The 25,888-nt window shown below is 65.3% G+C and carries 21 protein-coding genes; 11 read left to right on the top strand and 10 right to left on the bottom strand.

What is annotated here, in order from left to right:
- Window positions 1–160: 160 nt before the first annotated feature.
- Both C7G42_RS28830 and C7G42_RS28825 read right to left on the bottom strand, forming a co-directional pair.
- On the bottom strand, window positions 161–868 hold the full coding sequence (locus tag C7G42_RS28830) for a hypothetical protein (protein WP_106952311.1): 708 nt from the start codon (window positions 866–868) through the stop codon (window positions 161–163).
- A 117-nt stretch (window positions 869–985) separates the two neighbouring features.
- On the bottom strand, window positions 986–3,844 hold the full coding sequence (locus C7G42_RS28825; RefSeq protein ID WP_106952310.1) for an ATP-binding protein: 2,859 nt from the start codon (window positions 3,842–3,844) through the stop codon (window positions 986–988).
- 321 nt (window positions 3,845–4,165) lie between these two features.
- Here C7G42_RS28825 and C7G42_RS28820 point away from each other — a divergent pair, with 321 nt between their 5' ends.
- The 7 genes from C7G42_RS28820 (at window position 4,166) to msrA (ending at window position 9,756) form a co-directional block, all read left to right on the top strand.
- On the top strand, window positions 4,166–4,837 hold the full coding sequence (locus tag C7G42_RS28820) for a sensor histidine kinase (protein WP_106952438.1): 672 nt from the start codon (window positions 4,166–4,168) through the stop codon (window positions 4,835–4,837).
- A gap of 146 nt (window positions 4,838–4,983) precedes the next feature.
- Entirely contained in the window at window positions 4,984–5,673 is a 690-nt protein-coding gene (locus C7G42_RS28815) for a VOC family protein (RefSeq protein ID WP_106952309.1), read from the top strand.
- Window positions 5,674–5,913: 240 nt separating this feature from the next.
- Complete coding sequence (locus C7G42_RS28810; RefSeq protein ID WP_106952308.1) at window positions 5,914–7,227, top strand: epoxide hydrolase family protein; 1,314 nt, start codon at window positions 5,914–5,916, stop codon at window positions 7,225–7,227.
- Between the two features lie 31 nt (window positions 7,228–7,258).
- Window positions 7,259–8,107 carry an enoyl-CoA hydratase/isomerase family protein gene (locus C7G42_RS28805; RefSeq protein ID WP_199581200.1) on the top strand — a complete coding sequence of 283 codons (849 nt, stop codon included), beginning with the start codon at window positions 7,259–7,261 and terminating at the stop codon, window positions 8,105–8,107.
- 204 nt (window positions 8,108–8,311) lie between these two features.
- Window positions 8,312–8,734, top strand: coding sequence for an OsmC family protein (locus C7G42_RS28800; RefSeq protein WP_106952306.1), 423 nt, complete (start codon window positions 8,312–8,314; stop codon window positions 8,732–8,734).
- A 21-nt stretch (window positions 8,735–8,755) separates the two neighbouring features.
- Window positions 8,756–9,211 carry a cupin domain-containing protein gene (locus C7G42_RS28795; protein WP_199581199.1) on the top strand — a complete coding sequence of 152 codons (456 nt, stop codon included), beginning with the start codon at window positions 8,756–8,758 and terminating at the stop codon, window positions 9,209–9,211.
- Window positions 9,212–9,240: 29 nt separating this feature from the next.
- A complete protein-coding gene (gene msrA, locus C7G42_RS28790; protein ID WP_106952305.1) occupies window positions 9,241–9,756 on the top strand; it encodes a peptide-methionine (S)-S-oxide reductase MsrA in 516 nt (171 codons plus the stop codon).
- 163 nt (window positions 9,757–9,919) lie between these two features.
- Here the strand turns inward: msrA and C7G42_RS28785 are convergent, their stop codons facing one another.
- Entirely contained in the window at window positions 9,920–10,546 is a 627-nt protein-coding gene (locus C7G42_RS28785) for a TetR/AcrR family transcriptional regulator (protein ID WP_106952304.1), read from the bottom strand.
- A gap of 146 nt (window positions 10,547–10,692) precedes the next feature.
- Between C7G42_RS28785 and C7G42_RS28780 the strand changes: the two genes are divergently transcribed.
- From C7G42_RS28780 to C7G42_RS28770, 4 genes are all read left to right on the top strand, one after another.
- The gene (locus C7G42_RS28780) at window positions 10,693–11,481 is read left to right on the top strand and encodes an HlyD family secretion protein (protein WP_245428020.1); all 789 of its coding nucleotides are present in this window, start codon (window positions 10,693–10,695) and stop codon (window positions 11,479–11,481) included.
- Window positions 11,481–11,837, top strand: coding sequence for an HlyD family secretion protein (locus tag C7G42_RS35940; RefSeq protein ID WP_245428017.1), 357 nt, complete (start codon window positions 11,481–11,483; stop codon window positions 11,835–11,837). Before C7G42_RS28780 ends, C7G42_RS35940 begins: the two co-directional genes overlap by 1 nt.
- Entirely contained in the window at window positions 11,834–13,330 is a 1,497-nt protein-coding gene (locus C7G42_RS28775; RefSeq protein ID WP_106952303.1) for an MDR family MFS transporter, read from the top strand. The genes C7G42_RS35940 and C7G42_RS28775 overlap by 4 nt, the downstream gene beginning before the upstream one ends.
- Window positions 13,331–13,414: 84 nt before the next feature.
- Entirely contained in the window at window positions 13,415–14,353 is a 939-nt protein-coding gene (locus tag C7G42_RS28770) for an aldo/keto reductase (RefSeq protein ID WP_106952302.1), read from the top strand.
- 19 nt (window positions 14,354–14,372) lie between these two features.
- On the opposite strand, the gene C7G42_RS28765 is transcribed toward C7G42_RS28770, so the two are convergent.
- The 7 genes from C7G42_RS28765 to C7G42_RS28735 form a co-directional block, all read right to left on the bottom strand.
- On the bottom strand, window positions 14,373–17,219 hold the full coding sequence (locus tag C7G42_RS28765; RefSeq protein ID WP_106952301.1) for an ATP-binding protein: 2,847 nt from the start codon (window positions 17,217–17,219) through the stop codon (window positions 14,373–14,375).
- 159 nt (window positions 17,220–17,378) lie between these two features.
- A complete protein-coding gene (locus tag C7G42_RS28760; protein WP_106952300.1) occupies window positions 17,379–18,533 on the bottom strand; it encodes an MFS transporter in 1,155 nt (384 codons plus the stop codon).
- 55 nt (window positions 18,534–18,588) lie between these two features.
- On the bottom strand, window positions 18,589–19,920 hold the full coding sequence (locus C7G42_RS28755; protein ID WP_106952299.1) for an ATP-binding protein: 1,332 nt from the start codon (window positions 19,918–19,920) through the stop codon (window positions 18,589–18,591).
- A complete protein-coding gene (locus C7G42_RS28750) occupies window positions 19,917–20,630 on the bottom strand; it encodes a response regulator (protein WP_147250294.1) in 714 nt (237 codons plus the stop codon). Before C7G42_RS28750 ends, C7G42_RS28755 begins: the two co-directional genes overlap by 4 nt.
- 90 nt (window positions 20,631–20,720) lie before the next feature.
- Window positions 20,721–22,682 carry a MacB family efflux pump subunit gene (locus C7G42_RS28745; RefSeq protein ID WP_106952297.1) on the bottom strand — a complete coding sequence of 654 codons (1,962 nt, stop codon included), beginning with the start codon at window positions 22,680–22,682 and terminating at the stop codon, window positions 20,721–20,723.
- A gap of 1 nt (window position 22,683) precedes the next feature.
- On the bottom strand, window positions 22,684–23,922 hold the full coding sequence (locus tag C7G42_RS28740) for an efflux RND transporter periplasmic adaptor subunit (RefSeq protein ID WP_106952296.1): 1,239 nt from the start codon (window positions 23,920–23,922) through the stop codon (window positions 22,684–22,686).
- Entirely contained in the window at window positions 23,919–25,463 is a 1,545-nt protein-coding gene (locus tag C7G42_RS28735) for an efflux transporter outer membrane subunit (RefSeq protein WP_245428015.1), read from the bottom strand. The genes C7G42_RS28740 and C7G42_RS28735 overlap by 4 nt, the downstream gene beginning before the upstream one ends.
- Window positions 25,464–25,888: the final 425 nt, after the last annotated feature.

Genomic DNA, 25,888 nt, shown 5'->3' with positions numbered 1-25,888 from the left:
CGGAAAGTGCTGCGGCGCATTCCACGCGCGTGGCTGCGTCGCCTGGGTTTCGTTCGAGCACGTCGTTCGTTGCTCGCGAACCCAATCTGCGCTCAAAGTCGGCTGTTGGCCCGTTATGTATTGTTAGGCGTTGAGAGCGGCCGTACCAGGCGCGTCGCCGCTATTCGAAGACGGCGTCGAAGATCTCGACGTCCATCAGCACCGGCTTGGCAATCACGGTTCCATCGGGCCGCACTGTCTGCGCGCGCCGAAGTGTCGGCACCACGATGCCGCCGAAGCTGTCATGAGCCCAGGAGGAGTGCGCGACCTTCATCCCGAAGAGGTCGTGATCTGTCCGCCGCTGCAGCGCGCTCTCGTCGAAATAGAAGACCTGCTCGGGCGCGAGCGTCATCAGGTGAGCCGGGAATTGTGCCCGCAGCCGTCGCCAGGTTTCGGCATTCTCCTGCCAGGGCGACAGCTCCTCGATCACGACGTCGGGATGGGCCAGCAGGAATGGAATCGTCAGATAGCTCCAGATCGCGACGCCGCAGAAGAAGATCAGGTGCAGCTCATCAGCGAGCGCCGATGGATCTACCTCGGGAAACGCAAGGCTGGGGTCAGGCCAGGCCCGGAACACTTCCCCATCCAGGCTCTCGATGGTGATTGCATCTGGTTGAAAGGAGCCGGAGTACTCACCCCCGGTGATGCCGGTGAACCGCACCGATTGCGTCCGGGTCGAGCCTTCCGCGGTCACGTCCTTGAATTCCCGGGCATGGCCGGCACCAGAGAACAGCGTTCCGCCAACGGAAAGGTGGAGCGTGAACCGGTTCAAGCTGTTCCAGCGGGCCATTCCGCCGCTGGCATCGATTACATCGTCAAGAAGCGCCATGTCCCGCCATGTCCACCGTGAGTGTTTCCACCATGGCGGGGACGATGCGGCTTGGCGTGTTAGAAGTTGTTAGGAGTTGCGAGCGGGCCTCCTGGCGGTATCTCGTTGAAGATACTCTCAATTCAGGGTGCTCAGCAGCTCCCTGGCAGCGATCAGATCGCGAGTCTGCAAGCCCTCCTGGTAGCGCGCAACGAGGGGGGTGAGCAAAGCGCGGACGTCAGCGGGCTGGCCTGCCCGCTCCCAGATGCGGCCGAGGCTGATCGCCCCGCGAAGCTCCCAGCCGACCGCGGATTGACGCCGGGACAGATCGAGCGATTTGCGCAAGGTCCTCTCCGCCTCTGCAGCGTGGCCCGACCCGGCGAGGATGTCACCCTTGATCCTGAGCATCTCCGGCATGTCGAAGGATTCGCCATGATCGGGAATCTGGGCGATCGCCTCGTTGATCGTCTGCAAGGCCGCGTCCGGCTGGTTCTGGGCGGCAAGCCCCTCCGCGAGTGCCGTCGCAAACACCGTCGTCATGATGCGGTGCCGTGTCGCGTACAACGTGGCCTGGCTGCGGCGAAGGTGCTCGATACCCGCCGCGACGTCGCCGCGTCGCAGCAGCAGCTCGCCCTTCTGGCCGATGCCGACCGCGTGATAGGGGCCGAGGAAGTGACGTGCGGAATGATCGATCAGCCGCTCGATCAGGATTTCGGCATCGGCCCAGTCGCCGACCCAGAGAAACACGTAGATCGTCCAGATCAGGGAGATGCCGAGGGTGAGAGGTTGCTCCAGTAGCTCGGCCTCGCGAATGGTGTATCTGGCCACCTCGACCGCTCGCTCGGGCCGCCCCGTGAGCCAGAGCCCGCGCGCCAGCGCGACCAGCGCGACGATGCGGTCGTCATAACCGAGGTGCCCGATGTTCAGCCGTTGCGAGCCGGGATTCTGCACCATCGCGCTTTCGCAGAACCGAACCGCCTTGTCCTGGTTGCCGATCAGATGATGCGCGACGCCGAGCATCCAGTCCACGTTCAGCGTGGCCGCGGAATCATTCAGTTTGCGTGCAACGCCCTCGCCCTGTTGGCCGGTGTCGAGCGCGCCGTGAAAATCTCCGACTCTGGTCAGGTAGATGTGCAAGCCGCGCAGCAGCCAGAGCTGCCAGTGCAGGTCATCGAGCTGACGGGCGAGTTCGAGGCTGCGCGTGAAGGCCGACCGAACCGCTTCCGTATTGCCCTGTGTGAACATCACGGAGACGCCGAGCGCGGCCTGCAGGGTCATCTCCTGGCGGCCGTCGACGGCGCGCGTGTCGAGGGACGCCAGCGCCTGCTGGGTCCATCGGTAGCATTCCGTCAGCAATGTCAGTTCGAGGAAGAACTGGGCCGCCGAGGCCGCCAGATCCACGCCGATCGTCCGGTCGCCGCGGTCCGAAAAGCTGAAGGTCAGCGCGGCCCTGACATTAGGCAAATGGTCGGCATAGGGGAGAAAGCCGCCCGCGCTCTGCATGCCCGTGGATTTGACGGCAATGTCGTGCAGGACGTCGCGGAAATATTCGGCGTGGGCGCGCGCGACACGGTCCGCTTCGCCGTGCTCGACCAGCTTGTCCGCCATGAAGGCGCGGGTGGTGTCGAGCAGGCGATAGCGCAGCCGCCGCTCCGCCGGCGAGGTCGCGATCAGGGATTTGGAGAGCAGGTTCGAAATGGCTTCCACGCCTTCGGCCTCGCCGATGCCCTGGCAGGACGCGACCGCAAGCGCGGCTTCCAGCGTGAACGGCCCGACGAACACCGACAAGCCGCGCAGGGTCGCGCTCTCGGTCGGCGGCAGCAGATCGTAGCTCCAGGCGAGCGCGGCGCTCAGCGTCTGGTGCCGCGGAATCGCGGTGCGCCGTCCCCGCCACAGCAGCGAGAAGCGGCTGTCGAGCAGTGATGCGGTCCCGGCAATGCCATAGGCGTTGACGCGTCCGGCGGCGAGCTCGATTGCCAATGCAATGCCGTCCAGGCGCCGGCAGATTTCGGCAACGAGCGGCGCATCCTCCTCGGTGAGCTCGAATTCGCTCAGGCTCTCGGCAATGCGTTCCACGAAGAGCTGGCTTGCGGGATAGGCAAGGATGTCGGCGATGCCGAGGCCTTCGCGCTGCGGCGGGCAATCCAGCGGAAACAGCCGGTGGACGCGCTCACCTTCGGTACGAAGGGATTCGCGGCTGGTGGCCAGGATATGCAGCTGCGGAGCTTCGCGGACCATGCGCTCGGCCAGAGGGGCGAGCTCGTCGAGGATATGCTCGCAGCTGTCGAACACCAGCAGCATGCGCCGGCTGCGCAGGACCGCGAGCAGGCTCGGTACGGGATCGTCGGCATTGACGGTCAGGCCCAGTGCGGAAGCAATCGTGCCCGGGACCAGCCGGACATCCGTCAATGCGCCGAAATCGACGAAACACACCTGGTCACCGAAGGCCGCGAGCTCGCGGTGCGCGACGGCAAGTGCGACCGAAGTCTTGCCGATTCCGCCCGGGCCGACGATCGTGACGAAGCGATGCTGGGCAAGCTCAGCGCAGATCTTCTCGACCGCATCGTCCCGTCCGATCATCCTGGCAAGCGGCGTGGGCAGCGAGCGGGGCGAAGCGGCCGGCGGGCCGGCCCGGCTCTCCGAAGGCGCAGCCCGGAGCAGCGGGGCCGCGAAACAATAGCCGCGGCCGGGGACGTTGATCACATAGCGGGATGCTTCCCCGGCAGCGCCCAGGGCCTTGTCGTCCAAAGCCTTGCGAAGCGTCGTGATGTGGAAGCGCAGGCTTCCCTCGTCGACGTTGACGTCGGCCCAGACGCGCTTGATCAACTCTCGCTTGTCCACGACCTCGCCGGCACGTTCGGCGAGACAGATCAGGATATCGAGCGCGCGGCCGCCGAGATGATGCGGTGCGCCGTTCTTTTCAAGCAATCGCGATTTCGCGAACAAGCGGAAGGGCCCGAAGGCAATGGCCGAATCCTGCTCGTTGGTGTCTGGCACTGGCGAGTAATTCCGGTGAAAGGGCAATGTCGGCACTTTGAACTACCAGAACGCACCGTACAGTAAACTGGCCGAAAGTGGCGAAATCGCGTGACGGTGGGCCGATTGCATGGAGACGATCCCGGCAATTGCACCCCAAAGCAGCAATTTTAGGCACGGCCGGGCCAGCTGAGCAGTCCCGTCGGCAGTGATCGAGAGGGTGCTAACCGGGTGACTGCACCGCCCTTCATAACAGAATCTTGCAACGTCTAACGGGCTAAACGGCTGCGATGCATCCAGTATGGCCTTCGAGTTAGATCCTATTTCAACGGGGAGGCCATGATGTCCATTATCGGCGCTCGGCCGAACGACCATGTCGTTCGATCTCAATTCGTCGCCAGTCTCGATGAGCAGTCGCGTGATTGGGAACTCGTGCTGCGGGAATCCCATCATCGCATGAAGAACACGCTGACACTGCTGGGTGCGTCAGTCCGTCGCGATTTCACGCGTGCGGGCAGCGGCGATGTGTCGATGGTGGTGGACCGGCTCGAGCGGCGCATCGTCGCCTTCGGCAGGCTCTATCAACTCTTGTCCGATCATGACGATCTGCCGCTGGTCTCCACAGCGGCCTTCTTCGAAGGCCTGTGCAAATCGATCTCCGAGGCCGTGCTGGAGCCGGCGGGCATCCGTTGCGAGGCTGCGATCGAAAGCGGCTTGTTGCCTGCTGCGCAGTGTCATCGGCTCGCGCTGATGCTGACGGAGCTGGTGACGAACGCGGCAAAGCATGCCTTCCCGAACAAGAATGGTGCGTTGATCCGTATCGGCTTGGCCAGGCGCGACGGCACCTGGCTCTGCACGGTGGCCGACAACGGCATCGGTGCCACCGGTCCGCTTCAGGGCACCGGCAGCCGGATTCTCGAAGGGCTCGCTCGCAGCATCCACGCTCGTTTGCAGGGCGAGGCGGGGGAGGGCGGCACGCGGGTCACCATCGTGCTGCCGATCGCTGCGGCGTGACGGCCGGGGGAGTTTTGCCCTTCCCTCACAACGGCTAGCGGACCCTAACACTCCATAACGGGCAAAGGTCTCTCCTTTGCGCGACAGTCTTGACGTCCGGAGCGGGTGTCGATCCCGAACCCGCGGCTTGAAACAAGGAGTTCAACATGGCTGTGATCGAGATCAATCGCCAAACTGAAACCAAGCCCTCTAGATCTCGCGGAGTTGATGCAAAGCTCGAGGTCCTCGTGATCCCGGTGTCCGATGTAGACCGCGCTAAGGCGTTCTATGCGCGACTAGGCTGGCGGCTGGACGCCGACTTCGCCTCTGGCGACGACTGGCGCGTGATCCAGTTCACGCCGCCGGGATCGGCCTGTTCGGTGATCTTCGGCAAGAACGTCACGGCCGCAGTGCCCGGCTCGGCCCGAGGCCTCTATCTGGTCGTCTCCGATCTCGAAGCGGCACGACAGGATCTGCTCGACCGCGGCGTCGAGGTCAGCGCGCCATTCCATGGTGACGGCGACGTTCACGCCGGGCCTGACGAGCCATATCTGTTCGGCAGCGTTCGAGTCAGTGGTGCTGACCCGAAGCGCGGAAGCTATGCTTCATTCGCCGCGTTCAGCGATCCCGACGGCAATGGCTGGCTGTTCCAGGAAATCACCACGCGATTGCCCGGACGCGTCGCGTCCGACAGCACGACATTTGCCTCGACGACCGATCTGGCCGCAGCGCTGCGTCGCGCGGCGCTGGCGCATGGCGAGCATGAGACGCGGAGCGGCGGACACGACGAGAACTGGGCAGACTGGTACGCCGACTATATCGTCCGCGAGCAAGCCGGCCAGCCGCTGCCAATTTGAGCTGCAGCGTAAGATATCTCCCGATCTCGGCCGACACGGCGCGCGATGATGATCGGGCGCCGTATCGCATTGCGCCGATGTCGTCGCACTCTTGCCGGGCACGGACTCGCAACGGCTAACGCAGGCTAACAACCCATAACGCGCAAATTGCCTGGTCCTGAGCCAATCTCTCTGCACGCCGACGGACGCATTGATTTCGAATTCGGTCAGCGTCACCGACCAAAGCAAGGGAGATCCAACATGACCACGCAAGCACGAATCGAGAGCCTCAATCCCGACCGCCGTCAATTGCTGAGCCAGGCCGCGATGACCGCGATCGCCGCCAGCGTATCGAGCCTGTTGCCGCTGCGTCCAGCCAAGGCTGCCGCAGGCGGCGCCATCCGCCCCTTCCAGATCAGCGTGCCCGAGCAGGATCTGCTCGACCTGCGCCGGCGCCTGGCGGCCACGCGCTGGCCGGATCGCGAGATCGTCACCGATCAGTCGCAAGGCGTGCAACTGACGACGGTGCAACAGCTCGTGCGTTACTGGCAGAGCGACTACGACTGGCGCAAGCTGGAAGCGCGGTTGAACGCCCTGCCACAATTCGTCACTGAGATCGATGGCATCGACATTCACTTCATTCACGTCCGCTCCCGGCACGAGAATGCACTGCCGATGATCGTCACGCATGGCTGGCCCGGCTCGATCATCGAGCAGATGAAGATCGTCGGTCCGCTCACCGATCCGACCGCGCATGGCGCCAAGGCCGCGGACGCGTTCGACCTCGTGATTCCCTCGCTCCCCGGCCACGGCTTCTCGGGCAAGCCGACGGTGCTCGGCTGGGACCCCCAGCGCATCGCGCGGGCCTGGATCGTGCTGATGAAGCGGCTCGGCTACAACCGCTATGTCGCGCAAGGCGGCGATTGGGGTAACGCGGTCACCGAGCAGATGGCGCTGATCGCGCCGCCGGAACTGCTCGGCATCCACACCAACATGCCCGCGACCGTCCCCGACGACATCGCCAGGGCGCTGCAACCCGGGGGAACACGCCCGGCGAACCTCTCGACCGAGGAGCGCCTTGCCTATGACCAGCTCGACGATTTCTACAAGCACGGCCTCGGCTATGCGATCGAGATGTCGAACCGGCCGCAGACGCTCAACGGTCTCGTGGATTCGCCCGCGGGCCTGGCGTCGTGGATGCTCGATCACGATGCGCGCAGCGCCGCGATGATCGCACGCGTGTTCGACGGCAGGACAGAAGGCCTGTCGCGTGACGACGTGGTCGACAATATCACGCTCTATTGGCTCACCAACACCGCGGTGTCGTCGGCGCGGCTGTACTGGGAGAACAAGCTGGTGTTCTTCGCGCCCAAGCACGTCAATATCCCTGTCGCCGTCAGCGTCTTTCCCGACGAGATCTACGCTGCGCCGCGGAGCTGGGCCGAGAAGGCCTATCCCAAACTCATCCACTACAACCGTCTCGACAAGGGCGGACACTTCGCGGCCTGGGAGCAGCCGGCGCTGTTCTCCGCGGAGATACGGACGGCGTTCCGTCCACTGCGGCAATCGATCTGAGATGCGAACCCATACATCAGGAGTGCAAGCAATGAACCGTCCCGAACGCAATTTCACGACCGGCGACATCCGCCTCGAGCGCCGGCTGCCGACCTATTGGCGCGTCACCTTCAATATGCCGCCGGTGAACATTTTTGGCCCGAGGCATCTTCCACTGCTCAATGACGTCGTCACGGCGATCGAAACTGATCCGGACGTGAAAGTCGTCGTGTTCGACAGCGCGGTCGAAGGCTTCTTCATCACGCATTACGACTTCCTCGCGCCGCTCGAGGATTCCCTCCAGGTCCCGCCCGGGCCGACCGGCCTGCAGTCGCTACCTGACACGCTGGTGCGCCTCAGCCGCGCGCCGGTCGTCTCCATCGCCGCGATCCGGGGTCGCGCGACGGGCGTCGGCAGCGAGCTCGCGCTCGCAAGCGACATGCGCTTTGCCAGCCGCGAGAAGGCGATCCTGTCGCAATGGGAGGTCGGGGCGGGCCTCGTGCCCGGTGGCGGGCCGATGGCGCGGCTGCCGCGCCTGATGGGCCGTGGCCGCGCGCTCGAAGTGCTGCTCGGCGCCGACGACATCCATGGCGATCTCGCCGAACGCTATGGTTACGTCAATCGGTCGTTGCCGGACGCCGAGCTCGATGGTTTCGTCGAGGCGCTCGCGATGCGCATCGCGTCGTTCGACAAGGAGGCGATCGCCGAGACCAAGCGTCTCGTCGATGTTGCAAGCCTGCCGCCGGACGCCGACATCAAGCCGGAGTGGGACGCGTTCCTGGCCTCGCTCGGCCGTCCAGCGAGCCGGACCCGCATCAAGGCGTTGATGGCGCGCGGCTTCCACCGCGCCGGGGACGTCGAGAACCGGCTCGGCTTTCACGTCGGACAGATCGGCAGCTAAAGCGGTTTCGGGCGACGTGGATGCCGGTTCGCGTGAAGAAAACACGTCAAAACAAGCATCAAATCCCCTTCCGATGTCATCGGAACGGGATTTGGCGGAACCGTTGCGATGCTCGGCCGGTTGGAGCGGCGGCGGGCGGTCACGCCGATGCCGCCTTCCGTCGGTAGAGAGTGCCGGTGTGCAAAACAAGCAAGGAGAATTGAGATGATCCGCAAGGCAAAGGCACTATGGAAGGGCACCGGCCGCGACGGCACCGGCCAGCTCTCGAGCGACTCCGGCGTACTCGCCGAGACGCCTTATTCGTTCAAGACCCGTTTCGAGAACGAGAAGGGCACCAATCCCGAGGAGTTGATCGCTGCGGCCCATGCGGGCTGCTTCACGATGGCGCTGGCCTTCGGGCTTCAGATGGCAGGTTTCACGCCGGACGAGCTCTCCACCGAAGCCGCCGTGACGCTTGAGCCTGAAGGCAAGGGCTTCAAGATCGCCAAATCGGCGCTCACCTTGCGCGCCAAGGTGCCGAACCTCGACGAGGCCGGTTTTGCCAAGATCGCCGGTGAAGCCGAGAAGAACTGCCCGGTGTCGAAGGTGCTCAACGCCGAGATCACACTCGACGCCAAGCTCGCCTGAGCGAACGGAAGGACCCGCGCCATGTCGCGTCAAGATCTGCCTCGTCGACATCAACCGGATGAAGACAGGTTCCGGGCGATCCTGCCCGAAGATATTGCGTGGCAGCCCTTCCCGGCATTCCCGCCGGGCGCGCGGTTGGCCGTCATGGTGGGACATCCGGCCGAGCGAGGGCCTTACGTGGTCCGGGTCAAGGTGCCCGGCGGCACCAGGCTGATGCCGCACAAGCATCCGGAGGACCGGATCTACACCGTCATGTCGGGCGTCTTTTACATCGGGCTCGGCGAGAGTTTTGACGGCGATAAAGTCAGCGCCTATCCGCCGGGCAGTGTTATCGTGCTGCCCGGCGAGACCTGGCATTTCCATTGGGCGAAGTCCGGCGAGTATGTCACGCAGGTGAGCGCGATTGGGCCGCTAGGCCTCGAATATCACGACGACAAGGACGACCCGCGCTTGCATGGGATTGCAGAGCAAAGGTAAGCATCTCGACGAAACCAAGGGAGCATCAAATGACGATGGAACGCGCAGTTTTGGCCGGAGGCTGCTTCTGGGGCATGCAGGATCTGATCCGCAAGCAACCAGGCGTGATCTCCACACGCGTCGGCTACACCGGCGGTGCGGTGAAGAACGCGACCTACCGCAACCACGAAGGCCACGCCGAGGCGATCGAAATCATGTTCGACCCCGCCAAGACCAGCTTCCGGACGATGCTGGAATTCTTCTTCCAGATTCACGATCCCTCCACGCTCAACCGTCAGGGCAACGATCGGGGCACCAGCTATCGCTCCGCGATATTTTATACGAACGACGAGCAGAAGCGGATCGCCGAAGACACCATCGCCGACGTCGAGGCCTCGGGCCTGTGGCCGGGCAAGGTGGTGACCGAGGTCGCGCCCGCAGGCGAGTTCTGGGAGGCCGAGCCCGAGCATCAGGACTATCTCGAACGTTATCCTGACGGCTACACCTGCCACTTCATCCGGCCGGATTGGAAGCTGCCGCGCCGCGCGATGGCTGCGGGAGGCTAGCGACAACTGCGGGGCAACGGATTCCCTCTATCGCGCGATCTCTGATCCGGACGTCATGGGTCGGCGCGATGGTCGAAGACATCGCCGGTTTCTGATTGGGAAGGCGGGCGCGTGCACAGGCTGCTCTTCTGGCGTTGCCGGCAGCGTTTGCCGCCGGCAGGCTCTACTTGCCGCAGATCACGCCGACGGCCTTCCGGGCAAGCTCTCGCAAATCGGCGCGGCGGACACCGGCACGGGCGCGAATCGCGATGGTCTGCATCGTGGCTGCGGCAAGCAGCGCGAGCGCGGCAGGGTCGGCAGTTGGCTTCAGCTCGCCCCGCTCTTGCGCCAGGCGGAAGCGGGCTTCGAAATCGGCATCGATCGCCCGCAGTCCCGCCGCGACACTGCCCCGGATCGCCGCATCTTCCGCAACTTCGGTCACGGCGGTTCCGACCACGAAGCATCCGCGGGCGGTTCCCTTACCTGAGAAATAGATCGACAGCGCCGCCTCGTAGGCCAGCATCAAAGCTTCGTCCAGGGGATGGTCCCCCGCAAGTGCCTCGCGCGTCGCAGCAAGGCTCATCTCCCAATAGCGTGCGAGGGCTTCGAGGTAGAGCGCGTGCTTGTTGCCGAATGCCGCGTAGAGGCTTGGCGGGCTCATGCCGGTCGCGGCGGCGATCTTGTCCAGTGATGTGCCGGAATAGCCTGCCCGCCAGAATGTTTCCGTGGCCTGCCTGAGGGCCGTCTCCGCGTCGTAGGCGGCCGGCCGACCGCGGCGAGCTGCGCTCGTATCGCTCTTCTTTCGTGCCATTTTCGCCCGATTTCCCGTTGTCCTGTCTCGCACATATATTTGTATGACCCGTTATAAAAATCAATGACCGGGCCCCTTGATCCTCGCGCGCCGGTACAATATTTTGTAACGATCGTTAGTCAAATGGATGGAACGAGGGCTTTCCGATGGGTTTGAATTTTGCGCCAATCGGCGGGTGGCTGGGCGATCGCAGCAGCCTGCGCGAGAGCGAGGCCGGTGCACCGCTGTTCGGAGCCAATCTTGCCGGTCGGCTGCGCCGGCCCCTGATGGTGCTGTTGCCGGCCGCAGCCGCCGTGTTCGGCGGCTTCATGTATCTGGCGCAGGAGCAATTCGTCGTGACCGACGACGCATTCGTGCGTGCCGCGAAGGTCACGATCAATGCGCGGGTCTCCGGCCAGGCGGTCGAGATCGGCGTGCGCGACAACGAGCGCGTCCGGCAAGGCCAGGTCCTGTTCCGCATTGACCCCGAGCCGTATCAGATCGCCGTCGATCAGGCCGAAGCACGGCTCGGCAGCGCCCGGCTGCAGATCGACTCTCTCAAGGCAACCTACCGCCAGCAGCAGGCAGAACTGCGATCGGCCAAGGAGACGGCCTCCTTCGACGAACGCGAGTTTGACCGCAAGAAGATGCTGGTGGCGTCCGACTTCACGCCGCGCGCGGTTTACGAGCGGGCCGAGACGGATCTCAAGGTGGCGCGCCATCGCATGGCGTCGATCGAACAGCAGATCGCCAACACGGTCGTCGCGCTCAACGGCGATCCCGATATCGATCCGGACCGCCATCCGACGGTCCGCGCAGCCAGGGCGCAGCTCGATCGTGCGCGGCTCGATCTCTCCTACGCCACGGTGCGGGCGCCCGACGACGGCATTGTGACCAAGGTCGACGATCTCCAGGTGGTGGTTTCGTCAATGCGGGGGCGCCCACGTTTTCGCTGATGTCGAGCCGCGACGTCTGGATCGAGGCGAATTTTCGCGAGACCGGCCTGGCGCACATGCAGCCGGGCCAGCAGGCGACGATCGATGTCGATGCCTATCCGGATCGCAAGTTCACGGCCCATATCGTCAGCATGAGTCCCGGTACCGGGTCGGACTTCTCGGTCCTGCCGCCAGAGAATGCGACCGGAAATTGGGTCAAAGTCGTGCAGCGGCTGCCCGTGCGTCTCGAGATCGACGACCCGGATTTTGCCCGGCCGCTGTTCTCCGGCATCAGCGTGACGGCGCGGGTCGATACCGGCCATCGTCGCAACTGGCTGCATCTGCTTCAACCCTCGCTCGCGACGGGTGTCAAATGAGTACATCGCTTCCACCGACCACTGCGGCCGACGGTCGTTCCGCGATCTCCGCGGCGGCGCTGCTGGCGACTTATATGCAGGCGGTCAACATTTCGGTGCCGAACGCCGCGCTCCCGCACCTCCAGGCGACGCTCTCGATGGCGAACGACGAGGTCGGCTGGGTGTTCTCCTCCTATATTGCGGCGAGCGCCGTAACCATGTCGGTGACGCAATGGCTCGCGGGACGCTTCGGCCGGAAGGCCGTCTATCAAGCAGCCCTCGCGATCTTCGCGTTAGGCCTCGTGCTCGACACGCTGGCGACGACGTCGATCCAGTTCGTGATGGCCAGGATTCTCCAGGGAGCTGCCAGCGGACCGCTCGCGCCGCTCTCGCTGGCAATCCTGCTGGAGGTGACGCCGCCGCCGCGCCATGCGCGCATGAGTCTCGCGTGGACCGTCTGCTCCTTGCTCGGCATCAGCACCGGCCCCGCCATCGGGGGCTGGCTCAGCGAATATTACGGCTGGCCGTCGATCTTCCATGCGAGCCTGCCGATGACGGCATTCGTATTCCTGACGATGGCCTCGCTGCTGAGCGAGAAGCGGGCGGAGCGAAGCAAGTCCTTCGACTTCTTCGGCCTGACGACCTTTTCGGTCGGCATGATCGGGCTGCAGATGCTGCTGGATCGCGGCGAGCGCCTCGAATGGTTCGCCTCGACGGAGATCTGGGTCGAGGCAAGCGCCTCGGTGCTGGGTTTCTATCTCTTCGTCGTGCATGTCATGACGACAAGGGAGCATTTTCTCCGCACCGCGCTGTTCCGTGATCGCAATCTCGTCCTCTCCACGGTGATCTCGTTTGCACTTGGATTCGTCCTGCTGCCGACGCTGGCCCTGACGTCTCCGATGCTGGAGGAGTTGCTTAACTATCCCGTCGACACCACAGGTTACATGTCCATTCCGCGTGGCGTGGCGCTGGTGGGAGCGCTGGTGCTGACGAGCCTCGTTCCGGGGCAGGTCGATTACCGGATGTTCCTCGTCGGGGGAATGACGCTGGTGGTCTACGCCAACTGGCTGATGCTCGGCTACTCGCCTGCCATGGACTGGCGGCCGGTTGTCGAAGCCGGCTTCCTCCAGGGCGCGGGTCTCGGCATGGTGTTGCCGGCGCTCGCCAGGGCCGCGTTCGGCACGCTCGATCCGAAACTTCGCCCCGAGGGCAGCGCGCTGATCAACCTGTCGCGCCTCTATGGCAGCACCATCGGCATCGCGGTGGTCCAGCTCTTCTTCTATGCCAACACCCAGGCCCTGCACGTCGCGCTCGCCAAGCATCTCACGCCGTTTCGCGTTGCGGCGAACGCTCCTGGCCCGATCGGCAAACCTGGCCTGGCCGCTCTCAACGGCATGGTCACGCATCAGGCAGCCACGGTCGCGGTCATCGACCAGTTCGAGATCCTGATGTTCGCGATGCTCGTCGTGATCCCGCTCGTGTTCTTTCTCCGTAAGCCGCGTCCCGCCGGCTGATGCCGGGGAGACGAAGCGACGTCCCATCTGCCAACCGCGATCATTTCGCCGCCGCCGGCGAGCGTTCAACAAGGGAGTATCAGCATGACGATTTCGGATGCACTTCGTGACACCAGGATTTCCACCCATGGGTCGGTGACGATTCCCGCTGTGGGATTTGGCACGCTCATTCCCGATCCGGTCGTGACCAAACAGGCCACGAAGGCCGCATTGGAGGCCGGATTTCGACACCTTGATTGTGCTGAGCGCTATCGCAACGAAGCGGCCGTCGGCGATGCGATGCAGGATGCGTTCAAGGCCGGCGTGCTTCGGCGGGAGGACCTGTTCGTGACGACGAAGCTATGGAACACCAATCATCGGCCGGAGCGGGTCAAGCCTGCCTTCGACGCCAGCCGCCGGCGGCTGCAAGTCGAGGATATCGACTGCTATATCGTCCATACGCCCTTTGCCTTTCAGCCCGGCGACGAGCAGGATCCTCGGGACGCAAACGGTCGGGTCATCTATGATTCCGGCGTTACATTGGCGGAGACTTGGCACGCGCTGGAGCGCCTCGTGGACGAGGGGCACTGCAAGTCGATCGGCCTGTCCGACATCACCCTGGAGAAGTTGAGAGAGATCGTTGCCGTCGCGCGGATCAGGCCTGCCATGGTGCAGGTGGAAGCGCATCCATATCTCCCCGAATGGGAACTGCTCGACTTCTGCCGCGCGCATGGCATCGTGCTTCAGGCCTTCGCGGCGCTCGGACATGCGATGGAGCCGCGCGTGCTGGAAGACCCCGTGATCACGGCGATCGCGCGACGGGTGCACAAGACGCCGGCGCAGGTCGCGTTGGCGTGGGCCGTGCAGCGCGGCACGGCGTTCCTGACGACCTCGACCAATCCGGGTCGCATCCGGGAGAACCTTGCTATCTCGGCCCTGCCGGAAGACGCCATGCGCCAGATACGAGACGAGATCACGACCAATGTCAGATTCAACGCAGTGGTGGAGACCGGCGTGCCCGGGTTCATCGCGCGGACTGGCTGAATCGCCGGCGACGCGGCCGTCAGATACGGAGCTGCTCGATCAAATCGCGCGCGCGACGGATGTCTGCGAAGACGGCGCCCTCGCTGAAAGGCTCGCATACGCGTTGCAAAGCTGGCAAGGCTTCCGCGCCCCGGCCGGCTCCGATCATGGCCCGCGCGAGGCTGGTCGCGCATCGAAGCTCCCAGAAACGCGCGCCCTGCTGTGCGGCTATGCCCATCGCCTCGTGAAAATGCGTCTCGGCCTGCTCTGCACGCCGCGTGCTCCTGAGCATCAATTCTGCCTTGATGCGGAGCAGCTCCGGTAGATACCAGCGCTCCTGCCGGTCGTTGCAGCGGATCAGGACGTCCTCGATCACGTCGAGGCCCCGGTCAATTTGGCCGGCCTCGAGGAAGCACGCGGCGAGCTCGCCAAGCAGCGGCAGAAAGCGCGGCAGGAAGCGCGCATCACCTGCACGATTGAGCTCTTCGCGCAAAAGCGGCAGGCCGGTGGCGATGTCGCCGCGCCTGGCCACGACCGCTGCGTTGAAGGCCCGTGCCCACAGTCCCCACGGCCGGATCGCGTTGCGCTCGGTGTGTTCGAGCAGCTCGGCGCCGTGGCGCTCCGCGGCCTCGAAATCGCCGGACCAGAACGCGATCGGGCAGGCAGCCTGCCCCAGCACGCTGCAGAAGGTCAGCGCGTGGCCGTTGGCGCGGCCTTCCTCGATGTTGTTGGCGGCGAGCGCCTGGGCCTGATCCGCGAAGCCCTGAAGCCAGAGGATCCGGGCCCGGAAATATTGCGTCGATATCCTGAGATCGAGCGGGAAGATCTTCGGCTTCTCCACCAGCACATGCAGCGAGGCGTTGACCCGGTCGATACGCTGCCGCGCCTCGTTCTGGTCTCCCAGATAATGCAGAGCGACCGCCATCAGGCGGTCGCTCAGCATGAGATCGGTGTTGTCGGATGAATTCACCGCGGCATTCGCAAAGCGGTCCGCGAGCGCGCGAGCCTTGCCGAACTGCCCGTTGTTGAACTGGTCGATGCACAGGCCCCAGAGCGCGCGCAGCCGGAAATCCTTGTCGTCGAGGCTCTCGGCCAGCTCGAGGGTCGTCTCGAGGATCGGGCGCGCCTCGCGCGCGCGGCCCTCGCCATACATCAGCGACCAGCCGAGCGCCGACAGCAGCTGCATGCGGATGCGATCGTTGTCGACGCCGTCTCCAAGCGCCGCCAGTGCCGTTCTGCAGCGCTCGCGGCATTCGGCGAACAGCGAAAGACGCACCCACAGGGTGACCGCGGTCGCCGTCAGCGCGATGCCGAGCCTCGCGTCGCCGTCGGGTGCGAAGGCCCAGTCCAGCGCCGCGCGCACATTGTCGAGTTCCCCGGCATAGGTGCTCAGCCATTCGGGAAGCGGCGTCGAGGTGTCGGCCCCCGCGCGTTCGAAGAGGTCGCGAAAATGCTCCGCATGGCGCCGCGCGAAGTGCCTGCCTTCACCGAGCTCGTTCAGTTTCCCGAGCGCGTAAGTGCGCGTTGTGTCGAGCAGGCGATAGCGCAGCGCCCGCGCGCCGGATGGAGAGATCAGCGATTTGGTGACCAGGCTGTCGATCGCCTCCAGCGTCTCCGGGGTGCTGAGGCCATCGCCGGACGCGACCGCGGCGGCCGCCTGCGGCGCGAAGGGTCCTGCGAACACCGACAATCGTCGCAAGGTGGCGCTTTCCGCCGGAGGCAGCAGGTCGTAGCTCCAGTCGAGGGCGGCGGCGAGCGTCTGGTGCCGCGGGACGGCCGTGCGCCGTCCGCGCCATTGCAGCGAGAAGCGGCTGTCCAGCAGGGAGGCGGTGCCGGCGATGCCATAGGCATTGACACGGCCCGCCGCGAGTTCGATCGCCAGCGCAATGCCGTCGAGCCGCCGGCAGATGCTGGCGACGAGCGGCGCCTCTTCCGCGCTGAGCTGGAATGGCCCGGAGCTCTGCGCGATGCGCTCGACGAAGAGCTGGGCCGCGGGGTAGGCGAGAACCTCGGTGGCGTCGATGCCCTCGCGCTCGGGCGGGCAATCCAGCGGAAACAGCCGGAAGATCCGCTCGCCTTCGCTCCGGAACGACTCGCGGCTGGTGGCGAGAACACGAAGCTGCGGCGCTTCGCGAACGATGCGCTCCACGATCGGCGCCAGCGTGTCCAGTACATGCTCGCAACTGTCGAAGATCAGCAGGGCCGGGCCGCTCTTCAGAAATGTCAGGATGGCGGGTGTCGGATCCTCCGAGCTGACGGTCAGTCCGAGCACGGCGGCGATGGTGGTTGGGACATGGCTGGCGTCCCGCAGCGGACCGAAATCGACGAAGAAGACGCGGCCGTCGAAATCCGCCGAGCGCCGATGGCCGACCGTGACGGCGACGGCGGTCTTGCCGATGCCGCCGGGACCGACCAGGGTCATGAAGCGATAGAGCGTCAGGCCGTTCGAAATCTTCTCGATGACCTCCTCCCGTCCGACCATCTTCGCAAGCTGGGCGGGCAGGGAGCGGGGGAGAATGATTTCGGCGGCGGCCGGAACGGTCTGCGAGGCGGCTTGGGCGGACGCGGCGACGAAGCAATAGCCGCGGCCGGGCACATTGAGGACATAACGGGCCGATTTGCCGGTGTCGCCGAGCACTTTGCGCAACGCTGCGATATGGAAGCGCAGGCTGCCCTCGTCGACATTCACCTCGGCCCAAATGCGCTTGACCAGTTCTCTCTTGTCGACGACTTCGCCGGGACGCTCGGCCAGCAGGATGAGAATATCGAGTGCGCGGCCGCCGACGTGAAGCGGCACCCCTTCCTTTTCCAGGAGCCGGGACTTGGGAAACAGCCGAAATGGCCCGAATGAAATGGCCGAATCTTGATTGTTATTGTGAGCTGGCACGTGCCATTGCCCCCGCAACGGGAGTCAAAAGGTATCTTGTTGTGGTCTAGCAGAACGAGCCGTACAGTAAACTGGCCGAAAGCCGCATGGCTGGCAGACCTGCGCAGATGGCTTGGGCTCGGCCTCCGTCCACCTGAATCATGCTGGGAGTGGAAGGGGTTAGGTCGCCATGGTCCGACCCGGGTCCTTTGTGGCAATACGTGCCGTCAGCGCGACCAGACTCATCAGCACAGCCAGCAGCCAGAAGGCCATGGGCAGTCCGCCAAAACGGGCGACGAAGCCGACGCCGGCGGGGCCGACCAGAATTCCCGCGTAGCCTGCGGTCGTGATCGCCGCGACCGTAAGCCCCGTGGGCATCACCGTTTGCCGCGCCGCCCGGCGGAACAGCACCGGCACGAGATTCGATGCGCCGAGCCCGATCAGCAGGAAGCCGCCGATGGCGACTGCCGCAACGGGCGCCGTCAGCAGGACCACGAAGCCAGCGATCGCAATGAGGCTGCCCCACAGCAACGTCGCGCGGTCGCCGATGCGCGCGACGACGGCATCGCCGCCGAGCCGGCCCGCAGTCATCGCGATCGAGAACACGATATAGCCGGCGCCGCCTTGCGCCTCGGTGACGAGACCTGCGCCGATGACGAGGAGGGCGCCCCAATCCAGCATCGCGCCTTCGACCAGGAAGGTGATGGCGCCGAGCAGCGCGAGCAGCAACACCGATCCGTGCGGCAGCACGAACAGCGGGCCCTCCTGCACCTGCACGGAACGAAGCAGGCGCGGCGAGGTCACGACCATCGCTATCAGCATCAGGACGGAGCAGATCAAGGTGCAGGCGAGCGTGCCGAATTGCAGCGAGAGCAGCGCCGTCATCAGCGCGGATCCGGCAAAGCCCCCGATGCTGAACAGCGCGTGGAAGCCGGACATCAGCGGGCGTGCCGCGGCGCGCTCCACCTCAACGGCGTGGATGTTCATGGCGACGTCGATCGAGCCGAGCGCGGCGCCGAATGCGAACAGCGCCAGCGCCAGCGTTGCAGGCGAAGCCGCAATGGCGAGCAGGGGCAGGACCAGCGCCAGACCAAACCCGCCCGCAATGATGATCGGCCTGCTGCCGTAGCGCGCGCTCACGATTCCGGTCACCAGCATCGCGACGACCGAGCCGATGCCGAGGCTGAGCAGCAGCAGTCCGAGCACGCCGTCATCGACGCCGAGCCGCGTCTTCGCGAACGGCACCAGCGGCGCCCAGCACGAGATGCCGAAACCCGCGACGAGGAAGGCAAGCCGGGTCGCAAGGCGCGTCGAGGGCCGGTCGGCGGAAGACATGGGAACTCCGGGAGAGCAGGCGGGGCGATCGACAAGCCCGTGAAATGCCGCGGCTTTATGTCCGGGGCTCTTCCAAATCGTCACGGGCGGCCCGCGCGAGCTGCAAGCGGACGCGCAGGCCCTTTGGCGCGTTGTCGAGCAGCTGAAGCGATCCGCCATGCGCGGTCACGATCGTCTGCGCGATCGAGAGGCCGAGCCCGAATCCGGCCGTCTCGTCCATGGTGCGGGCTTCCTCTCCGCGCACGAAGGGCTCCAGCATCGCGGCCTTCCTGTCCTCGGGAATGCCCGGCCCGTCGTCGGAGACGTCGATGACGAGCCGGTCTCCGGCCGCCAACAGCGCGACCTCGATCCGGGTTCCGAAGCGCGTTGCGTTCTCGACGAGGTTGGTGACCGCGCGGATGATCTCGTCGGGCCGCAGGATGAAGGCGGCCCGGTCCGGGCCGGAATAGGTCACGGCGAATCCGGAGTCCGAAAACTGGTCGCAAACCATTTGCAGCAGCGCCGCGACGTCCACCAGCGTCGGCTTGACCGGGCTCTCGCTGCGCAGGAGGGACAGCACCGATTCGAGCATCGACTGCATCTGGTCGAGGTCGCGCACGGTCTGCGTGCGTTGCGCCGGATCCTCGATATATTCCGAACGCAGCCGCAGACGCGTGATCGGCGTGCGCAGATCATGGCTGATGGCCGCGAGCATGCGGTTCCTGTCGTTCATCAGCGTGGTGATGCGATCGCGCATCCGGTTCAGTGCCCTCGCCGCGGACCTGATCTCCTCCGGTCCGTTTTCGGGCAGCGGCGCGGAGGACCGGCTCAGGCTGAAATCCTCCGCGGCGCGCGCGAAGGCCGACAGCGGCGAGGAGAGCGCGCGGCCGGCCCAGACGCCGAGCAGCGTCAGGCTCGCCACCAGGAACAGCAGCGTCGATGTCCACAGGCCGCTGACGAAGCCCGGCATTTTGGGCGAGCCGATCGTGGCTTCGAGCACGTCGTCGCCGGGAAGGTAGAACCAGACGCGCTCGCCGTCCGCGCCGCCGCCGCGAACGAGCTCGGCCCTGACGCCGAGCACGGAAGGGATGGGCAGGGACGTCCGCATCGACTGCGGCGTGGCGGCAGCGGAGCCGCCGTCCCGCAATTGGAGCTCGAGCGCCGGAAAAGTCCGGCTGACGCTGTTCAGGACCAGCGCGCGCTCGGCTTTCGGCGCGTTGGCGATGATGCGCACGATCAGCTCGATCTGCTCCAGCGGTGTGTCCGCCAGCAGCTTCGGCTGGTTGAGGAGAAAATATCCGGCGATCAGGACGTGGATCAGGATCAGCGATCCCAGGATCAAGGCAGCGATCTGGCCGCTGATCCGCCGGAAGCTGAAGAGCGCGACGATGTCGGCGGTGCGGCTCATGCTTCCTCCACCACCGGCGTGAAGACGTAACCACCGATGCGGACGGTCTTGATCACGGACGTTTCTTCCGTCCGGTCGAGCTTACGACGCAGCCGGCTGACCAGCACGTCGATGCTGCGGCCGAAGTTTGCTCCGGGACGGCCGCGCGTCATGCTCAGCAGGTGGTCACGGGTGAGAACGCGGCCGGCCCGCTCGCAGAAGGCCTGCAGCAGATCGAACTCGGCACTGGTCAGCGGCACCTGAGCGCCTTGGGGATCGCGCAACTCCCGCAGGCGAAGGTCGATGGTCCAGCCCTGGAACTTGAGACGCGCTGCAGCGGAGCCGGCGGCGAGGCCGCTCGAACGCCGGCGCAGCACCGCGTTGATCCTGGCGAGCAACTCGCGCGGGTTGAACGGCTTTGCCAGGTAGTCGTCGGCGCCCATCTCGAGGCCGAGGATCCGGTCGAGATCCTCGCCCTTGGCGGTGAGGATGATGATCGGCGTCGTGGAGTCCGTCCGCAGGCGGCGGCAGAGACTCAGGCCGTCCTCACCCGGCAGCATCAGGTCGAGCACGATCAGATCGACCCGGTCCTTCGAGAGATAGCGGTCCATCTCCTTTCCGTTCGCGACCGCGTCGACCGAGAACTGGTGATCGCGCAGATAGCGCGAGATGAGGTCGCGGGTCGGCTTGTCGTCCTCGACGATCAGGATGTTCTGGTTGCCGTCGGTCATGATTGAAATCGCATCGGGGGCAACGATCGTTGGTCGATTTGCGGACGATTGTCTCGTCCGAAGAACTACGGTCATGGGGCAATCCTACGGTCAGTCACGGCTCAGCGCCACCACGGGGTCGAGGAACGCGGCGCGGCGGGCGGGGAAGAAGCCGAAAGCGATTCCGATTCCGGTCGAGGTCAGGAATGCCGCGCCGATCGAGAAGGTCGAATAGCTGACCTGAAATCCCGGCACCGCGACGTTGATGGCGACGCCGAGCAGGACCGCGATCAGAATGCCGGCGATGCCGCCGATCGACGAGATCAGAGTCGCCTCGACCAGGAACTGCTGGAGGATGTCGCTGCGCCTGGCGCCCACCGCCATGCGCACGCCGATCTCGCCGATCCGTTCCGACACGGACACCAGCATGATGTTCATGACGCCGATCCCGCCGACCACCAGCGAGATCACCGCGATCGCCGCCACCAGGAACGCCAGCGTTTGCGTCGTGCTGGTGATGGTGCGGCGGATATCGTCGGTGTTGAGGATGACGAAATCCCTCGTGTTGTGCCGCTGCGTCAGCAGCGTGGTCACGGCGTCCTGCGCCAGATTGGTCGAGACTTCGTCGCTGATCCGGAGCAGGATGCTGCGCAGCGCACGGTCGCCGGTGAACTGGGCCTGCACGGTGGTGTAGGGCAGGTACACCGACAGGTTCTGGTTCGAGCCGAAGCCGCCCTGCTGCTGGGCGATGATTCCGACGATGCGGCAGGGCACCTTGCCGAGCCAGATGACGCGGCCGATGCCGGAGGTCTGGTCGTCGGAGAAGAAGGTCCTGCGGGTGTTGTCGTCGATGACGACCTGCCGCTCGATGTTGCGGACAGCGTCGGCGTCGAACAGGCGGCCTTTCGCCAGCTTGGCGCCCTTGACCTGGAAGTAGCTCTCGCCGACGCCGTTGACCAGCACGTTGGACTCGTTGCCGCGATATCGCACCGTCGTGCTGGTCGAGACCGTCGGCGTCACACCGGCAATGAAAGCCTGCCGGTCGAGCGCGCGGGCATCGTCGACCACGAGCGTCTTGATCTTGCCGGCGCGCGCATCGCCGAAATCCTTGCCCGGGAATACCTCGATCGTGTTGGTGCCGAGGTTGGAGATATCGGACAGCACCTTGCGCTGGGATGCGTTGCCGAGCGCGACCACGGACGACACCGCGGCGATGCCGATGATGATGCCGAGCATGGTCAGGAACGCACGCAACCGGTGCGCGGCCATCGCGGCCAACGCCATGCGCGAGGCCTCCCTCAGGCGTCCCATCGCGCTGAACCAGCCGACAGCGCTGTCCCGTGCGGATGGGGAGACCCTGGCGGCAGGTTCTGCCGTGGCGGCAGTTTCAGTGCAGCGATCAGAGGCGATCTTGCCGTCCCGCAATTCGATAATGCGCTCGGCCCGTGCGGCGACATCGGCATCGTGAGTGACGATGATGATCGTGCGTCCCTCGCGATGCAGCTCCTTCAGGATCTTCAAGACCTCCTCGCCGCTGCGCCGGTCTAGCGCGCCGGTCGGCTCGTCTGCCAAAATCACCTCAGCGCCGTTGATCAGCGCGCGAGCGATCGAGACGCGCTGCTGCTGGCCGCCGGAGAGCTGGTTCGGGCGATGACCGCTTCGGGTCGCCACGCCAAGTCGTTCGAGCAGTGCGTTTACGCGCTTGCGGCGCTCGCGCGCATTGATGCCGGCATAGACGGCGGGGATCTCGACATTCGCAGCCGCGGAGAGGTCCCCGAGCAGATGGTAACGCTGGAAGATGAAGCCAAAATGCTCCCGGCGCAGCGCCGCCAGCGCATCGGCGTCCAGCTCTGAAACGTTCTTGCCGGCGACGCGATAGGTGCCGGACGTCGGACGGTCGAGACAGCCGAGGATGTTGAGCAGCGTCGATTTGCCCGACCCGGACGAGCCGATGATCGCGACCATTTCGCCAGGCTGGATGCAAAGCGAGACGCCGTCGAGCGCAACCACGCGTGTGTCGCCGGCCGCGAACTCCCGCCGGACGTTGTCGAGCGCGATGATCGGATCGGTCATGTCAGGGACCTCCCCCTCTAGGCGGACCGCCGCTCGGCGTGCCGCGCGATGCGGTCTGCTCGCTCGCCTCGCCGGTGATGACGCGCTCGCCTTCGTCAAGGCCGGATTTGATCTCGACGGTGGTACGATCGTTGAGGCCGGTCCTGACCTCGCGCTCGGCGACATCGCCGGCTGCGCTCAGCGTACGCACGGTGCTGCGTCCGTCGGATTTCCGCATCACGGCCAGCGACGGAATGACCTTCACGCGCTTGGCCTCGCCGGTGATGATGTGAATCTCGGCGGTCATGTAGGTTCGGAGCGCATAGTCCTTGTTGGGGACGTTGAAGACACCGATGTAGTAGATCGCAGTGCTGGTCGAGTTCGATGAACTCGAATTTGAACTCGAGGTCGTGGTGGTGGAGGAGAAGCTGGCGTCGCTCTTGATCGATTCGGGAGCCGGCTCGATCTGCTCGAGCTTGGCCTCGTAGCGGTGATCCTGGTCGCCGAGGATGGTGAAGTAGAGCGATTGGCCGGGCTTGACCTTGACGATGTCGGCCTCGGAAATCTCCGCCCGCACCGTCATCGTCTCGAGCTGGCCGAGCACGACGATGGTCGGCGCGGACTGCACCGCGTTGACCGTCTGTCCTTGCTGCGCCACGGTGGCCAGGACCGTGCCGTCGATCGGCGCGGTGATGCGGGTGTAGTCGAGGTTCACCTTGGCGGTCTCGACGCTGGCTTCGGCGCCCACGATCAGGGCGTCGAGGGCGGCGATCTGGGCGCGGGTCTGGCGCACCGTTGCATCCGCGCTGTCGAAATCGCTGCGCGAGGTCGCGCGTTGCGCCAAGGTCGCCTGCTGGCGCGCGAGGTTCGCCTCGGCCAGCACCTGCGCGGCCTCCTTCTCGGTCTTCTGCGCGCGGTAGTTCTTGAGCGAGGCTTCCGAGCTGCGCAGGTCGTTCTGCCTGGTGACGGGGTCGATCTGGGCGATGACATCGCCCGCCTTGACCGTATCGCCGACGCGAACGTTGAGGGCGGTGATCCGGCCCGACACCTGCGCGCCGACCGCCGTCAGCCGCGCCGGCTTCAGCGTGCCGCTCGCGAGCACCTCCTCGCGCAGATCGCTGACGGTGACCGGCGCCGTGATGTAGGACTGCGCCTTGTTCGACGTCCCCGGAAAGCGCATGGCGGCGACGACGCCGGTGGCCGCGACGGCAACGATGGCCGAGGCGATCTTCAGGCGCTTGGCGGTGATGATCCCGGTCACTTCTGCGTCTCCCGGAAGTGAGGTCCCGTGTTGCTGTCCACGATGATGGGCGTCGACACGTCGACCGGTTCGGACCAGCCGCCGCCGAGCGCCTTTGCCAGCGCAATGTAGTCCTTGGCCGCCGACACCTTGCTCTGGATCAGCGAATCCTCGGCCGAGTACAGCGACCGTTCGGCGTCCAGCACGTCGATGAAGCTGGCGCTGCCGGTTTCGAACAGCGATCGCGACAGCCGTGCGGCCTCGCGGTAATCTTTGGCCGCTTCCGTCAGCTTGGTCGCACGCACGCGTTCGCGCGACAGCGAGACCAGGGCGTTCTCGACGTCTTCGAACGCGGTGAGCAGGGTCGAATGGAATGTCGCAAACGCCTGGTCGCGCTGCGCCTCCGCGATCCTGACGGTGGCTAGGCGCTTGCCGGCGTCGAAGACCGGCACCGTGATCGAGGGGCCGACCGACCAGCTCACGCTGGAATATTTCGCGAGATCGCCGGCGCGCAGCGCCGAGGTGCCGACCGAGCCGGTCAACGATACCGCCGGATAGCGATCGGCCTCGGCCGCGCCGATCTTGGCGGTCGCCTGGGCCAGCTTGCGTTCGGCGCTGGCCACATCCGGACGGCTCATCAGGAGATCCGCAGGCAGTCCGGTGGGAAGCGGCATGCGCGGTGCCGGCACGGGGGCGGACCGCGCCATCAGCGAAGCGACGCCGTTGGGTGGCCGGCCGAGCAGGATGCCAAGTCGGTGAATGTCGGCCGCGAGCGCGGCCTGATAGGTCGGAACGTTGGCCTCGGTGCTGGCAGCTTGCGCCGTCGCCTTGGCGAGATCGACGGCATTGCCGCTGCCGGCGTCGTATTTGCTGCGGGTGAGCTTTTCGGTGTCGCGCTGCGAGACCGATGTGCGCTGCGCCAGCGCGATCCGGGCCTGATGGCCGCGCGCGTCCACATAATAGGCGGCGACGTCGCCGATCAGCGTGACCAGGCTGTCGTGCAGATCCTCCTCGGCGGATTGCGCACCGCGCACGGCCGCCTCGACGTTCCGCTGCGTGCCGCCGAACAGGTCGAGCTCCCAGCTGGAATCGAAGCTTGCCTGGTGCAACGTGTAGGGTGAAGTGTCGACGACGGCTGAGGCGGAGCCAGCACTGGTCTTGTTGTCGGTTACCGAGGCGGAGCCGCTGATCGAAGGAAACAGGCCGGCGCTGGTTTGTTGAACCGTTGCTCGCGCCTCGCGCACAGCCGCCTTGGCCTTGGCGACATCGGGATTGGCTTCGACGGCTTGTTCGATCAGCCGGTTGAGCAGGGGATCGCGCAGGCGCAGCCACCAGCGGTCCAGTGTTCCGGTCTGCCGTCGCGGCGCCGATCTGGTGCTCCAGTGCGCAGGCATTTCCAGCCGGGGCGGCCCTGCGTAATCCGGACCAACCGCACAGCCGGTCAACAGGCCGCCCAGCATCAGCGCGAGGCAGGCTGCTCCGGCGCGCAACTGCGTCGGCGTCGGACGATGATTCTCCTTTGCGGATGGTACGGGGATTGCGACGAACGGGTGTGACGGCATCAAGTCGGTTGAGATCCATATGGCCTTGCCCCGGGAGAGGCGCCCATGGCCCGCGGCGGGGCAGGAACGAGCTGGAACCAATAGCCGCGCGATCGTGGCGTTTCAGCAGCCCGAATGTTGCTGGATGTAAACAGGTATTGCCGGACATTCCGGCCTACCGGACCGCGCTTGTGTCGTCCGCTGTCAATCCACGCGCGCAAAAATATTCCACTTTACCGAAATTCGGTTTCGGCGTATGTGTCGCTCATCCCGGCTCACCAAGAGGGGCGACGTGAAGTCGTCATGTTCGCGAGCCGGTTTTGCGGTGGACGCTGCAGCGTCGGCACGAGAGGTGCGGGCAGGGCGGGTAGTCCCTGTGAGCCCGAGGCTTCGTGCGGACGACGGCGCTGTCAGGCTTCGTCTCGCTCGTAAGTTTCCGGCTCCGT

Source organism: Bradyrhizobium sp. MOS003, assembly GCF_003020125.1.
Lineage (GTDB): Bacteria > Pseudomonadota > Alphaproteobacteria > Rhizobiales > Xanthobacteraceae > Bradyrhizobium.
The sequence above is the reverse complement of the archived record's forward strand: the minus strand, read 5'-3'. Positions and strand labels throughout refer to the sequence as shown.

Bases quoted from the DNA above. Each gene is read 5' to 3' on its own strand.
- C7G42_RS28735 (WP_245428015.1), bottom strand. From the start codon at position 25,463: ATGCCGTCACACCCGTTCGTCGCAATCCCCGTACCATCCGCAAAGGAG.
- C7G42_RS28775 (WP_106952303.1), top strand. From the start codon at position 11,834: ATGAGTACATCGCTTCCACCGACCACTGCGGCCGACGGTCGTTCCGCG.
- C7G42_RS28770 (WP_106952302.1), top strand. From the start codon at position 13,415: ATGACGATTTCGGATGCACTTCGTGACACCAGGATTTCCACCCATGGG.
- C7G42_RS28760 (WP_106952300.1), bottom strand. From the start codon at position 18,533: ATGTCTTCCGCCGACCGGCCCTCGACGCGCCTTGCGACCCGGCTTGCC.
- C7G42_RS28800 (WP_106952306.1), top strand. From the start codon at position 8,312: ATGATCCGCAAGGCAAAGGCACTATGGAAGGGCACCGGCCGCGACGGC.
- C7G42_RS28755 (WP_106952299.1), bottom strand. From the start codon at position 19,920: ATGAGCCGCACCGCCGACATCGTCGCGCTCTTCAGCTTCCGGCGGATC.
- C7G42_RS28780 (WP_245428020.1), top strand. From the start codon at position 10,693: ATGGGTTTGAATTTTGCGCCAATCGGCGGGTGGCTGGGCGATCGCAGC.
- C7G42_RS28830 (WP_106952311.1), bottom strand. From the start codon at position 868: ATGGCGCTTCTTGACGATGTAATCGATGCCAGCGGCGGAATGGCCCGC.
- C7G42_RS28785 (WP_106952304.1), bottom strand. From the start codon at position 10,546: ATGGCACGAAAGAAGAGCGATACGAGCGCAGCTCGCCGCGGTCGGCCG.
- C7G42_RS28820 (WP_106952438.1), top strand. From the start codon at position 4,166: ATGTCCATTATCGGCGCTCGGCCGAACGACCATGTCGTTCGATCTCAA.
- C7G42_RS28745 (WP_106952297.1), bottom strand. From the start codon at position 22,682: ATGACCGATCCGATCATCGCGCTCGACAACGTCCGGCGGGAGTTCGCG.
- C7G42_RS35940 (WP_245428017.1), top strand. From the start codon at position 11,481: ATGTCGAGCCGCGACGTCTGGATCGAGGCGAATTTTCGCGAGACCGGC.
- C7G42_RS28805 (WP_199581200.1), top strand. From the start codon at position 7,259: ATGAACCGTCCCGAACGCAATTTCACGACCGGCGACATCCGCCTCGAG.
- C7G42_RS28815 (WP_106952309.1), top strand. From the start codon at position 4,984: ATGGCTGTGATCGAGATCAATCGCCAAACTGAAACCAAGCCCTCTAGA.
- C7G42_RS28750 (WP_147250294.1), bottom strand. From the start codon at position 20,630: ATGACCGACGGCAACCAGAACATCCTGATCGTCGAGGACGACAAGCCG.
- msrA (WP_106952305.1), top strand. From the start codon at position 9,241: ATGACGATGGAACGCGCAGTTTTGGCCGGAGGCTGCTTCTGGGGCATG.
- C7G42_RS28795 (WP_199581199.1), top strand. From the start codon at position 8,756: ATGTCGCGTCAAGATCTGCCTCGTCGACATCAACCGGATGAAGACAGG.
- C7G42_RS28810 (WP_106952308.1), top strand. From the start codon at position 5,914: ATGACCACGCAAGCACGAATCGAGAGCCTCAATCCCGACCGCCGTCAA.